Consider the following 15,384-nt stretch of genomic DNA (forward strand, 5'->3'; position numbering starts at 1 on the left):
AAATATGACAGACAATTACACTCCGATTCCGTTCAATATTATTCACAGAGAATCTGGAAAATACTTAGAAGCTGCCGGAAAAACAGTTCGCGTAAGCCCTCGGAATGATGAAAATCGTGACAAACAAATTTGGTGTCTTTTCCCAATAGGTGGAGGAAACGATCTTCTACATCCAGCGTCACGGGAAGTTTTAGATGCTGGAGGTAACAGAGAAAATGTCTATACTAACCCACTTAATCCAGACATATCTAACCCAAACCAATATCAAATTTGGAAACTACCTTCTCCTGGCAATTTCGGTTTAATTGTTCACAAGACAGATGGTAAAGTTTTAGATTCAGATGGAGATAAAGTGATCATACAAGATCACAAGAGTGGTAGTAAAAATCAGGATTGGATAATACAACCAGCCGAGTTCTAAATATTCTCTTACGAGCATATCTGAGAAGTAAGAAAGCCCTCGTAACGGTATCCTGTCAGTCGAAAAATACTTCAGTATGACAGGGGCAGTAAATAGAGAATGCAGCTAAGTGAAGTGATGAAGATAGCGATGGCTTCTCTACGAGACGTTGCGCGAACACTAACGCCAAGGGCGAACGCCTTTTATGGTAGTGGCTACAGAACGTTTTAAAATGATACCGTTAATGGAGCGATCGCTCTAAAAATTGCCTCTTTCTTCTAAAATCATTCTTTAGATTAGGAGTTTCTCAAGCTAAATATGAAAATGAAGCTTATTAATCAGGGTTGCGCCGTAGTTATACAGACATTATTAGCAATAACTTTAGCGACTCCCGTATTGGCAGAAATCGTTAATATTAACTTGCTACAACTCAACGATATCTACGAAATTACTCCTGTGGAAGGGGGAAAACGTGGTGGTTTAGCGCGTGTTGCTACACTCCGAGAACAACTTTACAAAGCTAACCCCCGTACCTACACTATCCTAGCAGGTGATGCCTTTAGCCCTTCAGCTTTAGGAACTGCCAAAATTGGTGATACACCTTTAGCAGGTCAGCAAATGGTAGCTGTAATGAACAGCTTGGGGCTTGACTATGCAACTTTCGGCAATCATGAATTTGACATAAAAGAAAACCTCTTCTATAAACGATTGCAAGAATCTCGGTTTCGCTGGGTTTCTAGCAATGTATCCGATAGTACAGGGCAACCATTCAAAGACATTCCTCGTTCAATAGTATTTAATGTCAAAGGCGATCTTGGTGCTATGGTTAAGGTAGGCTTAATTGGCGTTACCCTTGATAGTAATCCAGCCAATTATGTCAAATACACAGATCCGATTACAGCAGCCCAACAAGAGGTTCGTGAGCTCAAAGGCAAAGTTGACATTATAGTTGCGATTACGCATCAATCAATTGAAGATGACCACAAACTAGCCGAAAATGTACCGGGAATAGATATTATTCTTGGTGGTCACGAGCATGAAAATATCCAGCAATGGCGGGGACAGAACTTTACACCAATTTTTAAAGCAGATGCTAATGCGCGTACAGTTTACGTTCATCAATTGAGTTATGACACTACCAAAAAAAGCTTAAAAATTAATTCCCAGTTAATACCAATTACAGATCAGATTTGTGAAGATGAAAAAGTGAAGAAGATAGTTGATGAATGGGTAGAACGAGGTGATAAAGCGTTTCGCGACGATGGTTTTGAGCCAAAGCAAGTGATTGCGAAACTAGACTTTGCTTTAGATGGTTTAGAATCTAGTGTCCGTAATAAATCCACAAAGCTGACTGAGTTAATTGCCCAGGCAATGTTGCAAGAAGTACCTGATGCAGATTTAGCTGTATATAATAGTGGTTCCATTCGGATTGATGATGAGATTCCACCTGGAGAAATAACCCAATATGATGTAATACGGATACTGCCTTTTGGCGGTACAGTTGTGTCTGTAGAAATCAAGGGTGATCTGTTACAAAAAGCATTGGAGCAAGGAGAAAAGAACAAAGGTACTGGGGGTTATCTACAAACAGCCAATGTTAGTCAACAAGCAAATTCCGGAAATTGGTTAATTCAAGGTAAACCTATCGATCCAAACCGCGATTACAAAATTGCTACTGTTGATTTCTTAATGAAAGGCAAAGAACAAGGATTAGAATTTTTAAAAGTTCTAGAATTAAGAGCTAAACCCAAACGGGATATTCGTTTTGTGGTGATTGACCAGTTAAAGCGCCAAGCCACTAATCAGGTTTTGAAATCAATACCTTTGACATTTTTTGACCGGAAGTATTCTCCAAGGGAAAGTGGCCTACCGTTGATACCATTTTACAAGAAATATGATACAAATGCAAACGCCCAAACCTATGCTAAGTATCACTTTCTTAATGCGCGAATTTTGAATGCTCCCACTAGTACTCCACCCGATTGATTTTGACAGGTCGCGGGTGTTTAGATCCCCGACTTCTTTAAGAAGTCGGGGATCTATGACCTATCATAATTTGCTTGGTGGACTACTAGCGGCGATCGCAAAGCGCAAAACATGAAAGAAACACATTTAACTAAATTGTTTGACAGCTTTGCTGGATAAGCGTTTTCAAATGTGTTTCTTGAAAGAAGCAAATTCACCATTTGGAGGATCAATATCAGGGCTGACGCAACTGGCACAATAAATAAGGTACGTCAGATTTTGAAAATCCGTTGATTTATCCGAAATTATCGCTGCTGACGTACCTGAGAGTAAGTTTAATTATGACATTGCGTAAGTCCTAAACAAGTAAATTTTCAGATTTTGGTCAACCCAAAACTTCCACCGAAGGCTGTGGCAAGTGAAGTGGACGACGTTGATGTTGGGCTTGATGCGCCGGGAACATGGCTACAAAAAACTCAGACCAACCACCCATCCTGACTCGCAGCAAATCGTATTTTTCTTGGTCACGGGTAGCACCCGCAAAGGTTTCGGGATTAGCACAGGTAATGGTCAAGATATTAGAACCTGTTCCCTGGGCAAAAGCATAGAGAACTTGTTGCAACTTGTCTGCGGGAAAATCTTCACGGATATTGAGATCGGTAGGCGCTCCGCTAGAGTAATCACTGCTTCCACCTGTAAATCCTTGTAAAACCTTGAGAAATTCTGCTTCTTGATGATTGATGGGCAGGTCTGCCAGACTAGGCGCTGGGCTAAGATCAGATGCTAAACTTTCGCCGGAACGCCTGCCATCAGCAGAAGCACCAGTGGTAGCCCCAAATTCCACATAGTTTTCAAACGTACCAACTCCAGGCATAACTTGGAAGCCACCAAACGGTTGCTCAGGGCTGCCTAGTTGCTGCGCTAAGTCCACCATTTTTTTGGCTGTGGGTAAAGCCGGATCAGTGAAGACTTGAACAGCAGTTTCCGCTACCCGACGAATTATCTCATCCCCAAATTTGTCAATATCTGGATTACCTCGACCGTAGCGAGGCAGTTGGAGAGCAACTTCTCGCAGTTTTTTAAATCGTTCAGCTATGGCGGCAATGCGAGCGGGGCCTGCTAATGTGCTAATGAAAGGCTCCTGCATGGAATAGCCCCAATCACAAATCAAAGCATCCACAAGTTCGGGTAATGAAGTTACCGCCGTACTGGGTTCAAATACCATATGTTTGATTGCATACAGGGAGTTGACGCTATTAGCCAAGGCTGTAAAACAAGGTGCAACCATGTTGTAACGCGCTCCTCCGGCATAAAAATCTAGTCCCTTATCAAGACAATCATCAATGACAACCGACAACAGTGGTGAAGGGCAAACTTGACTCATTTGTCCAAACAATGCCAATAGTCCATCGGCTTGCTTGGCATAAATCCACTGAATGTGCGTGAGAAATAGCTCAACTAATTGATCAAATGATTTAATATCTTTGGGCGGAATAGAAGTAAAAGAGAGCCTTTGTCCTCGGAAGAACATGGGGCCAGCAGTTAACCAGGATTTTCCTTGATTAAGTGCAGCTTCTAGTGCCTGTAGTGTGAGGACACCGCCTAATGTGAACCAATTTTTGCCCACAATTTGTGGTTCATAGCAGCCATCACAAGCATAGTCACGAGCATCTAGAAGAGATACTTCGCTATGCCACAGTCCCTGTGCTTTTTCAGTGACTGGAGTATAGTCAGTGAGGGTCTTTCCGTCTCCAACTTGATTACCACTTCGTTGTAAGCCGGGAATGATTTTTTCATCGCTTAACAAGATGGGATGTGCGCCACCACTCAAAATTGCTAGAGCTGCTTCTTGCAAGTATTCTGGCGGAATATCGCTCCGTACCCGCAACGATAAACAAGGTGCATTTAACGGTAAACGGCGGGCTGCTCGTAAACATAACAGCGTAATTCTATTGTAAGCAGGGAGTCCATCACCAGGGCTATTGTCGGCGATCGTGCCGCCCACGGTGACTTGTTGAATCCATTGATTGTTGGCGGCTCCTTGAGGATAGTTGCCACTTGACCCACCCATTGCTAAGTTGCCGTAAGGTTGATGATCCTCAACCAAAGTACGATTAAGTTGCACTTTTTCCCCTATCTTGATCCAGAAACAGTCAATAATTTCTTGCGCTAGATCATCATCTAACCGACATTCAGCCAGATCACGTTTATAGAAGGGATAAAGCATCTGATCTAATCTACCGATCGCAGTTGGTTCGCCAACTAGATGCAAACAAGCGTGATATGTAAATATTAGCTGTGCAGCTTCTAACATAGTTGCTGGGGGCTGTGTTGCTAGTTTTCTCATCCGAGTTGAGATTGCTTGCAGATTTTCACGTTCAGCCGCTTGCCCATCAGGCAACTTAATTGCCATTTCCTCTGCTAATTTAGCGTAAGCTCTGCAATGCTCTTGAACTCCTTCTAACGCCAAGATTGAGGCTTTGTAAAATTCTTGTTTTCTCGGATCTGTTGTAGCGTTTAGACGTTTTTGAATGTCACTTATGAGGCCCCCAATCCCAAAATGAAGGATTCGTTGAAAACCTGGGACTACATGACCTACTCCAGAAGCATAGCTTAACCCTCGGAAGAAGTTGGGAATTTTCTCGTCTTCTCTGGCATAGTCCATGACATAACGTCCTTGCCCTAGCCCCAGATTAGGCAACGCCCCGACAATCAACTCTTGTGGTTGAATCCGATAAGTATCTGCACCATTGATCCAATTGCCATTTTCGATCTGTTTGCGTCCACGAAAACCATATTCATGACTGACTATTACATCCCCCAAGGTCATCTTTATCGCCCAACCCATACGTTCGGCTACAGATAGTGACATCACCTCCGCCGCTTTCTCGCTACCATACCTGCGCTGTACATAGACCTGGAGGTGTTGCATTTCTTGTTGAGTGCGGTCAAAGTACCAAGTATCTTGCCAACGAGAAAAGGTGTTGGCTAATAACCTTAATACTCGACTGGAGGGGGGTAAGACGCGCAGCTTTTCTTCTGCGGTCATTGTCGTCATGTGATAGAGATAATCTTTGTGGTTATAATACATATAACCATTTTTTGACCGGAGCTGAAAGTGACGATCTAATCGGCTCCAATCCACACCGGGAAAACGATTCCAGTCTGTTTCTTCATTGCTTTTCAATTCAATTGGACTCAAGCCTAAGTCAACTTGGCTGGGAATATAAAACAACCCTCCTAAATCAGCATTGACGTTTGTCAACAGGCGATCGCGGATACATCCTTCCTCAAAGCCAATTTGGCTATCCATAATTGATTCCAAAACGGCTACATCTTTGGCATAACCTGCAAAGTATATCCCGGCTTCATCTCGTAGGCTTGCACCTTTGCGTTGTAAGTCTTCATTATGAATCGCTGGGGATTGTCCAAAGGGCAAGCCTAAGCGTAAAATCGGAGTGGTGTTGCCCTGTTCATCTTGCACCCTAGAACATTTAATGTGGCTACGGCTGTCCCTTGTAGGAATCAAAATATCTTCTGTTGTGCGTCCCACTAAATCTTCGATTTGCTCAGGACTCATGTTCAAAATATTAGTCCAATTGATGAAGAATCGCTGAGATAAGGCAAAAGAAGCACCGATATGAGCCGGGTCTTCAAAACCAATTATTGTTTGCTCTTGAATTGTGATCGGATCAGATGGGTTATTTAGGTTTTCTGAAAAACGACATCCTAATACTTTCCCACCTAATTTATCAGATGTGATTGACTTGGTAGCGGCGGCTTGAGACAGAGTACGGGAGGGGTCAACACATTGTTCTTCTTGTTCCAAACGCCTACGAATATACTCAAGCACACCTTCACAATAATCATCATTATCTGACTTGATGTGGAACCATAAGTCTCCTTGGCTATCAGCTAAAGTACCACAAGAGCGTGCAAATGCAGGAGATATTCCATCTGGATACTTATTCAGAAATTTATCTATGGCAATTGGAACAGAAATAGAATCATTAACACACCATTGTTTCCACAAAGTAAACCCTACACCAGCGATCGCTGTTGTATTGCTGCTACCATAGTGTTCATGAATCTCTATTCGTAAATCTCTCATTAAGTTCGTTAACACAGCTTTTGTCAACGATGGTTCGACTTCCTGAGAATTACGCCAAAACGTCACAAACCTAGCATAAGGAGACGGATAAACTAAGCCTCTTTGTACACACTGCCAAACTATGTGGCTCAAATTATTACCTTTAGATGCTGATAAATCCTGCGCGTGACGTTCTACACCATGAAAAGGACAAGTGCTTTGTGTATTAATTTTGTTCTCTTCTAACATACAATTTCTCTAAGCAGGAATAGGGTTTGTTAATCTTTCAACACAACTAAACAATTGGATTTTACTTTCTCAATACAGGCAATTTCGCTTTTATTTCTTGAGGATTATAAAAGACTACATCAACCTAAACTTGATACCACATCATTAATTTAGATGTGATTTATGCTTTTTCATCTAAATATAATTAATAACTTGGTAACAAGTTTTATCAATCATTTTTACTGAAAGTGAGTATAACCTCCAAAGATGGCGATCGCATTGCCGATAAATGTAAAAAAACATTTATGTCTTTTGTAAAGATGATGACGTATTTTGAAAAATACTTATCCAGATTTTTAATCTATTTACCTTTAAATAAGCAGCAAATTGAATTTATTTATAAAGACTTAATTTCTGCAACAAAAAAAATAAATTAAACAATTCTTATTAATCGCATAATTTAGAGGTCATTTATAAAGTAAATCTTAAGAGACTAAACGATGAAATAAATAATGATAATCATTTATAAAAGAGGAGAAAGAGGTTGCTGTCGGCAAACCCTTTCTCCTCGGAAGTCCCTATCTGGAAAGTTAAACAATTTAAATTATTTTAAAAAAATAATCGCTGTAAATTTCCGGAATCAGGATAGTTAAACATGAAATAGATGATAGAAGAGGAATATCTCAAAATCTGCCTCAAGGGAATTGGCGTAAATCCAAGTTTTCGTTAAGATTTAATTCAAAATCTCCTAGAAATACAACTGCTACAAAACATCAAGATTTTTGTTATGAATCTTGAACATTTGTGAATGCAAAATCTAGGAATTGATGATATTTGCATAATCAAAGAGGTGATCGAATATGCAAAGCTGGATTCTTAATAATTGGATAGGTCGTTCAGTCAATTTGTTTACGGGTGTCATCATCATCATGGCAGCTTTGCTTTCTGGGTTGCTACCAACTACAGCTGATCCCAATTCTAAGTCAGCCAGAATCGCCTCAGTTGAGCAAAACAGCATTACTCAAGCCGATACCAAACAAATATCTCAACCTCGCCGAATTGAAATTGATTTATCACAGCAACGCTTATTCGCCTGGGAAGGTAAAAAACTAGTGCATTCCTTCCGCGTTTCCACAGGAAAGCGTTCCACACCTACACCCGTAGGTAAATTTACCATCAATGCCAAATACCGTACTAATCGAATGCGCGGCCCTGGCTATGACATTCCTGATGTGCCTTATGCCATGTATTTCTATCAAGGTTACGCCATTCACGGTGCTTACTGGCATAACAACTTTGGCACTCCCGTCAGTCACGGTTGCGTAAATTTACCAGTCAAGCAAGCCCGCAAGTTATACAACTGGACAACACCAGGGACGCTAGTAATAGTACGGCGGTGAAGAATGGGCAGTCAGAAGTGAGGGGAAGAGCTATTACGCTTTTAAATTGCCTAGTCATCATGAGGATTGTGGACGGTTGTCTGTTTACTGTCAACGGTCAACCGTCTACAGCCAATACGAAAATAGGACTGACGCATAAAAACGAAAAATCAAGGGTTTGGGCAAGGGTGTAGGGGTATAGCGCAAAGTCTGAGCGCCGGTTTCCGGCGCTCAGAACTTTGTAAGAGAGGGGTATAGGGGTGTAAATCTTTAAAACCCTTACACCCTTACACCCTTACCCCCCTACACCCTGTCTCAACAGATAACCTTGGTGCGTAAGTCCTGGAAAAGATATGCAATTTAGATGGTAACAGCTTTCTAGCCCTTCAACCCATTAGTTCTGCTATCTCAGCAATAATCTCTGAGGCATCCAATCGCCTTCTCCTCACAGCACCAACGATGCTGCAATCGGCATTGAGTACAAAGGCTTCAAGTTGATGCTGATTCACACTTGTTCCGCCATAACTCACCCCAAGTTCAAAGAACTGCCGTAGAAGGGCATGGTTGTCTAGAGTTCTTAAGAAGCGGTGGTTTTCATCGACTTGAGCGCCCCAACTGCGAGCGTATTGTGTGAGTCGCCTCGGATCGTCATACTCAGGATCATAGGTGATGGCGGCTGTACGAACCTGGCTCCCCATGTCTTGAAGGCGCTTCTGCAAGCGACCCAGCCTGGATATAGTCAGTGGACACTTTGCAGGATTACCGCATCGTGTAAAGAAAAAGACCACGACTGTTGGCTGACCACTAAAAAAATCTGGCAGCAGAAATGTAGAACCGGATTGATCCTGCAAACGGAGTTGGGTGAGTTCACTGGGGAGTGGTTGAAACAGCCTTGTGATTGCTAAACCACGGTCTGCTTCTTCCGTCCCTGGCAAGGGTTGAGTTTCCAGCGCCTCAATAGCTTTGTTCAGGTCGGAACGTAAGTTTTCACTCTTGAGTTCAGCAGCTAGCTCATGTAGTCGCGGCAGAGCGCTGCGCCCACAACTGCCCAGCCACGCAAATGTTCGCAATATTTCCTTGAGGGCAGTAGTCGGTTCTCCATTGCCTCCGTAGCCACCATAGGTATCAAGACGAATCAGATCATCACGATGGCGAATGTAGAGGATGGCCTCAAGTAGTGGTTGCACAAATTGGGCGGAGGGTTCTGGACGTTTGCGAAGAGCAGCCGCAGCCACGGCGGTCAGCCAAGGGTCGAACGCACTCTCCAGTTCTGCCAGTACAAATGGCAGGGCTGTTTCCGGGAGAGCGCGATAAGCAAGGGCTTGAATTAGGGAACCACGTATTCTTGTGACGGTGGCTGAATCGACACCTGCATAGACAGGGTGGCGTTCTTCAAGGAGGTCTAAAAAGCAGGGGGTGAAGCTGGCATCTCCTTGACCGAGTTGAATAAAATCAATCACCTCTGCTTCTGAACTGATCGCTTGCACATCAACGACTACAGTTCCCGAATCTATCCTCATGATGATCTCCGTCGGTCGGCAAGGATGCGGATAAATTCTTCTACTGAATCTACATCTGCCTCAACATCTGCCTCAACATCTGCCGATCTACTCCTACGATTAATTGAACGCTCGGTGTCAGGCACAGGCAATGATTCAGGCGCAAGCGCATTGAGTGCCGCCACTGCCTGCTTACGTACATTAGTTGCCTTTTGTTTATCGCTAATCACCGCCTTGAGACGCTCCACAGATGAGGGATCACCAGCAAGATTGCGAATGGCGGCTTCTTGAGTTCGTTCGTCTGTAGACTGGTCAACGAGCTTTCCTGCCAGCTCACGCACATCTGCGTGAGGGTCTTCACCGAGCAGATTCAGGGCATCGGCAGGCTCCACCAACGCCTGCTCAGGATCTTCAAGACCCTTGATCAGCAGTTCTTGGGCGCTTCGGTCTTCTTCAGAGACGAGTGCATTCAAGGCTGCAAGCCTTAACTCAGGTGTGGCGATCGCAATACGCAGGGCTTCCAAATATGCGGGTCGCCATTCGGAAAATGTGGGACTGGATATGGCTAGCAGTTTCAGTGCTAGCATTGCTGCCTTACGATTTTCCACTGTTTCTTCTGGATCAGCAAGGGTCTCAAGAGGCCGCTCATGTCCATCGGGGATATCGCCTTGGGTCAACCCACTTGCACCCCTAGCACTTAGGCTTTCGGGTGCTGAACTCCGGCGTAGTTCGTTGCTTTGTGCGCGAGCAGCAGCAACCTGCTCACTTAATTCCTGTTCATATTCTTCAATGCTACTCATGATTGATGTTCCTTAATTGATATGTTATTTAGATGAATTCTTTAATTTGTTTCTTTTGCTGAATTCATAGGGGACATTATCGTAACTATAGCCAAGTCTGGCCGTAGATGTTTCGTAGCCTTGGAAATCAATCGTATCTTCCACCTTTGGCGTTTTACCTGGCGATGATGTAACTGTCGAATCTGCAAGCCAACCTCCCGGAGCGAAGTTGGGACGGGGTGGGGTAACAACACCGTTCCACGGCCACATTGTGTCAGCTAGCCGCCGTCCATCTCTATCTTCTGGGGTATAACTCTCTAACTCTTGAGGGTTGATGCGTTTGTAAAACCACTGCCAGAGCGCCCATAGACGGTCAATGTTAGCATGAAGCAGGAAAAATAGAGGATCTTTCGCGGCAGTAGGAACATAGGAGATAGAGCCTGTGAATGATACATGGGCGGATGCGTGGGGTAGAGTCTCTATACCCTCTGTCTTGTGCGTAAATTCTGCATACACATCACCTAGCGCCAGGGTTTGGGCTTCGGTTAGCACGGGGAAATTGAAAGGCGGTATAGTTACGCCAGAAGCTGGGCTGGTTAAGGTATCGAAACGCGCACTCCGCAGAACCCCAGGCACACCATCAGTCGCCCATGCGACGAGCGGATTATCAATGTTGAATACAACCAAGTCACCAGTACCATCATCATCCTCAGGAACTTGCCGCGTTTGTCCAATAAAGTCTGCCTGGAAAACTTTCGGTGCTGGCTCATCGAAACGCCAATAGGGCAGAGAAACTGAGGGATCGACAATCTGAAGTTCGCGCTCCAGGTCTAGGAGAAAAGCCCGATGCCAGGGTAGAAACTGTGGCCCTTTGTGAGCTTCTAGGTCAGAGGCCTGAACGTGGCTATCCCGGAAGTCCTGATAGATCCCTGTACCTGCATTATTGAGCTGGCCGTAAGCCTCTAGGAAGCGATCGCGCTCGCCTTGCGTCAGGTTGTTGGCATTTTTGCGAACACGCACCATCAGAGGTATGGTGATTTCATTCCCCAGTCCATTCACGACGAGCAAAGAGTCTTTATCGTTGACACTGGGAAAACCAAATTTACCGCCAATCTCGAAAGCAACCCATGAACCATCAGCCGGTAGGGTGAGTTCTAAACTCTGTTTCGACGGTTGATTTCGAGATGAGTAGAAGACCACTACACCACCACCAGGCTGTGCCGGGCGGCTACTTAACTGCACTTTGACATTCTCTGTAGTCGCGCCAGCTAAACGGATGCGAGAAGGGGAAGGGGCATAAGCAACATAACGCGCATTTGCGTTTAATGTTCCATTGATTTCTATTTCAATTGCCATTAGATGAATTTCGATGTGTAATAAAACGATCACAAACAATATTGCATACTGGTAACTGTATATCAACACTTTCTTTATTATCTTTAACAAGTTCAGTGTTAGAGTTATTAGTCAATAAATATACAAATTAGACAATCATAAATGCCCATGCGGCTTTGAGTGCATTTAGGGACTTCAAACTAAAAAAATATACAATCACTTTGGTGAGCAGGGGAGGAAGAATATAATCAGTTTCTCAACTTTCACGCATTGAATAATTTAATTTCTGGAAGTTCCTTACCCTATCATCCCCTTGATGTTGAAATACCTCAATGAAGTAATAGTGACCATGTACATAAATAACAATGTCCTGTTTGTAACAATGGCATTATCAAATATACAGGTAATGCCATCTCATCAGTTACTATTGAATATATGTTGTCAGGTTGATTGAGGTTTTATGAGAGAGTATCTGAGGCGATCGCTAGTTGTTAGTGGAGTTGTCATTGGCTGCGGATTATTACCATTATCCGCTCAAGCACAACAAGCGGCTGATGCTCAAGTTGCTGCACTGGTGGAAGCACTAAGACAAGCTGCACCGCAAACTGGTAAAGCCAACGATGGACTTTATAGTGCTTGGCAAGTTAAACCAGAAACTCTCAAAGGCTGGTCAAGAACTTGTCTCAAAAGAGAAGTTACACCGACACAATTTGAAAATAGCCCCGCACTAGCAAGGGAAATTGTGTCATGTATTGCCAGGCGTGAATTAAACCAGCAACTAAGCGCTACGAGAAATAATGAAACTGCGGCTGTGCAAGGTGTCGCTTGTTGGTGGATGACTGGTGCATATACAGGCTGTAATAAAGGCTTTACAGCTACCTACGTCCAGAAAGTTGTAGGATTTTACCGTTCTCAACCAACAGCCAATCCCACACAGCGATCGCGCTAATTATTCAGTTGACAGTTATCAGTTATCAGTTATCAAATGATGTTTACTGTTTACTGTTCACTGTTAACTGTTAACTGAAATCCCCACTCCCTACAATTAAAAACTCATCTAACAAATACTGATTTGGTTGCAAATTAGTGGCAAAACGGCTGTAAACAATTTCCGTGGAAAACGTAGAAGAAAACCAATAATTGTCCTGAATGATTTGGTAACAATTATTGGTATCTGAGAAATCAAAGTGAACTGATGCTAAATTATTTAACCCAACTACCTCGCGTCCATCCCGCAACCAGGGATATTCCCAAAATTTTAAGAGTTTTAACCATGAAGAGCGCAAATTTGTGCGGTTTCGGGGGGCGATAAAAGTAGATATATCCACTTGTACAGGAAATTTCTCAGTTGGTTGTCGCCGTATCCACTCTAGAACACAATGCCAATTAGGATTAGTTATTGCTTGACGGCGCTGTAAACGTTTTCCAGAAACTTTGAGCATTTTGGGTGGATGGTTCCAGCCAAGCCAACGTCGGACTTTTTCTGGTAACAGCCAATGTTTTAGACTTGTGTGAACCAATCTCGTCATTGTCTCTTCATTTTTCAAAGCACTGGCGGTTAATTGGACTAATACAGATTGTTTGGGTGAATGGGGAATTGCACCATAAGAGAAGCGGGTCGCACAACTATAATGGATATCACCAGAGAGAATCACCACTTGTTGACGTTGTTCACACAAGGTTGTGAGGAATCTGGCTAATGCTTCAAAATTAACGTTCCAAGCATCTCCGACATCTGTAGAAAAAACTTTTTCCCGCTTTAACTGCCAATGATGAATCCAATCAATGACTTGTAATTCAAATACATTGGTAGGTGTTACCACAAAAGTAGTAAGATTTTGGTTGTCTGCGGTTTTTTGTAATGGTTGTATGAGTTGTTGCTTCATGGCAAGAGGAGACAACAACATTGGTGGGGCGATAGATTTTTTATCTGCTGGGTAGCCCCGCCAGGTGCGTGTATCTAATACTATGACTTCATGGCAATTGCTGGTGATAGTGTAGTGCCAAGTCAGGGCTTCGGGATGTCGCTTGAGGATCAATACTCCATCTTCTAAAATAAAATTGGGTAAACCTGTGTGGGGGTCGCATTTGGGTATGCCTAGATAATTAGCGATCGCTTCATCAGCCGCCACATCTTTCCCACCTGACAGTGACCAACTCTCAGCCGCCGCCAGCAATTTTTTTCCAGATTGACCAACAGCAAATTGTTCTGGTGTATTACCCCAAGCTTGAAAAACGCTGTAAGCTAACAAAGCATTTTGGACAGTCCGCCGCCCCAGAGGTTTGCTGAGAACTTGCAAACACCAAGCTTGATTTAAGTTCCAATCATCACTCACATCATGGTCATCAAAGATAGTATACATGGGAATATTCGCCAGCGCCCGCCGCACTTTTCCCAAGGTATAAATTAGCTGTCGTAAATCTGCTACTGCGCGATCCCAGGTTTTGAGGGTTTGGCGATCGCTACTTACCCATTTTCCAGGGGGAAACGCATCTGGCCAGCACACCGGCGACCAAGCCAGTAAATAAGCCGCGTAATATTCTCCCAAGCCGAACAGATGGCTAGAAACTTTAGCCGATTTATTATGCAACCCGGCGGTAAAACCTGCTTCTATTGTTGCCAATTGCGATCGTTCTCCTGGTGCTAGTTCTTGGGGAGTACAACTACCTTGACCTACAGGTAATTGTTCTTCCCAGCCCAAAAGAGCATTACCCAAATGACTGGCTACCCATAAAAACGGTGCTGATACGTCATCGCCGTAGATTTGATCGCCTGTGAGAAATAACTGATGGGGACGACGGCGGGGTTGATTGGCGGTTGAAGCGATGAGAGAATCGAGGATGGGTAAGGCATCTATCCCCGAACCGTGGGGTTTGCGGCAAGAAGCATGAATAATATGCAAATCTTCCAGGCGGTCTGGAGGCAAAACAAAGGTGGGTTTTTGATGCTCAAAGTAGCTAATACTATCTTGGGGAAAGCGATTTGAACATAATGCTTGTTCCAGAGTCAGCAAGGTTTGGTCAGCACAGGTGAATTTGAGGTCGTAAGCATAAATGCAGTTGCTCGTTAAACTATCCCCCTCTGGAGATATAGCCGTAATTGCTACTACGTGCAAATACGTACCCAAAGCCACAGTAAACCGTCGTCCCTCAAATAAACAATTTCCTAACTCTTGACCATGATTTGTGGTTGCATAAACTTTGAGTTCTACCTGACAAGCTTGTTTGAGTGCTATCAGTACCGTTGCGGATTTGGCTTCAGTATGTCGTAGTATTGGCCCCGCTAAAATCAACGGTAGATCCTCGAAAAAGTCTCCAGCTTGGTTATACATGACCACAAGTTACAGGTTTAACAGTGAACAGTTGTAGGGGCGGGTTCATTGAGTAATTCATGGTAAAAACAGATATGTTTGTTAAACCCGCCCGTACTTAAATACGTTGGTGAACACCAAACCAATTGGTGGAAAGCGTATTTTGGGGTTTCTTTATTCCTTACCATACGTCGTCAGAACTGATAACTGAGTTCAAGCTAAATCAGCAGAAGTCCCACACCTGACGAAATTGTTTAGATGATTCAATCAAATAGTATAAGCCCTTTGACACTCCCCGCCCTATAAGTGCGGGGATTCTACATTCACAGACCCGCCTTTAGACAGCAGGCTCGCGCCAACCGCCCAAGAGGGCAAATCTCCTGTAGCGTAAGTTCCCG

The 15,384-nt window shown here is 43.7% G+C and carries 9 protein-coding genes; 4 read left to right on the forward strand and 5 right to left on the reverse strand.

Going from position 1 to position 15,384, the window contains the following annotated elements:
- Positions 1–4 precede the first annotated feature (4 nt).
- Complete coding sequence (locus tag H6G83_RS21630; protein ID WP_190476035.1) at positions 5–421, forward strand: RICIN domain-containing protein; 417 nt, start codon at positions 5–7, stop codon at positions 419–421.
- Between the two features lie 297 nt (positions 422–718).
- The gene (locus H6G83_RS21635) at positions 719–2,386 is read left to right on the forward strand and encodes a bifunctional metallophosphatase/5'-nucleotidase (RefSeq protein ID WP_242044722.1); all 1,668 of its coding nucleotides are present in this window, start codon (positions 719–721) and stop codon (positions 2,384–2,386) included.
- A 364-nt stretch (positions 2,387–2,750) separates the two neighbouring features.
- Here the strand turns inward: H6G83_RS21635 and H6G83_RS21640 are convergent, their stop codons facing one another.
- On the reverse strand, positions 2,751–6,704 hold the full coding sequence (locus H6G83_RS21640) for a Dyp-type peroxidase (RefSeq protein WP_190476036.1): 3,954 nt from the start codon (positions 6,702–6,704) through the stop codon (positions 2,751–2,753).
- Between the two features lie 839 nt (positions 6,705–7,543).
- Here H6G83_RS21640 and H6G83_RS21645 point away from each other — a divergent pair.
- Positions 7,544–8,083, forward strand: a complete 540-nt coding sequence (locus H6G83_RS21645) for a L,D-transpeptidase (protein WP_190476037.1) — start codon at positions 7,544–7,546, stop codon at positions 8,081–8,083.
- A 365-nt stretch (positions 8,084–8,448) separates the two neighbouring features.
- On the opposite strand, the gene H6G83_RS21650 is transcribed toward H6G83_RS21645, so the two are convergent.
- Genes H6G83_RS21650 through H6G83_RS21660 form a run of 3 tightly spaced genes read right to left on the reverse strand, consistent with a single transcriptional unit; the run spans position 8,449 to position 11,696 of the window.
- Positions 8,449–9,582, reverse strand: a complete 1,134-nt coding sequence (locus tag H6G83_RS21650) for an SCO family protein (RefSeq protein ID WP_190476038.1) — start codon at positions 9,580–9,582, stop codon at positions 8,449–8,451.
- The gene (locus H6G83_RS21655; protein ID WP_190476039.1) at positions 9,579–10,361 is read right to left on the reverse strand and encodes a HEAT repeat domain-containing protein; all 783 of its coding nucleotides are present in this window, start codon (positions 10,359–10,361) and stop codon (positions 9,579–9,581) included. Before H6G83_RS21655 ends, H6G83_RS21650 begins: the two co-directional genes overlap by 4 nt.
- Positions 10,362–10,385: 24 nt before the next feature.
- Positions 10,386–11,696 (reverse strand): tyrosinase family protein, encoded by a 1,311-nt coding sequence (locus tag H6G83_RS21660; RefSeq protein ID WP_190476040.1) that lies wholly within the window; start codon positions 11,694–11,696, stop codon positions 10,386–10,388.
- A gap of 439 nt (positions 11,697–12,135) precedes the next feature.
- Between H6G83_RS21660 and H6G83_RS21665 the strand changes: the two genes are divergently transcribed.
- Positions 12,136–12,624, forward strand: a complete 489-nt coding sequence (locus H6G83_RS21665) for a hypothetical protein (protein ID WP_190476041.1) — start codon at positions 12,136–12,138, stop codon at positions 12,622–12,624.
- A gap of 70 nt (positions 12,625–12,694) precedes the next feature.
- On the opposite strand, the gene H6G83_RS21670 is transcribed toward H6G83_RS21665, so the two are convergent.
- Complete coding sequence (locus H6G83_RS21670; protein WP_190476042.1) at positions 12,695–15,007, reverse strand: metallophosphoesterase family protein; 2,313 nt, start codon at positions 15,005–15,007, stop codon at positions 12,695–12,697.
- Positions 15,008–15,384: the final 377 nt, after the last annotated feature.

The sequence above is a fragment of the Anabaena azotica FACHB-119 genome (assembly GCF_014697625.1).
Lineage (GTDB): Bacteria > Cyanobacteriota > Cyanobacteriia > Cyanobacteriales > Nostocaceae > Trichormus > Trichormus azoticus_A.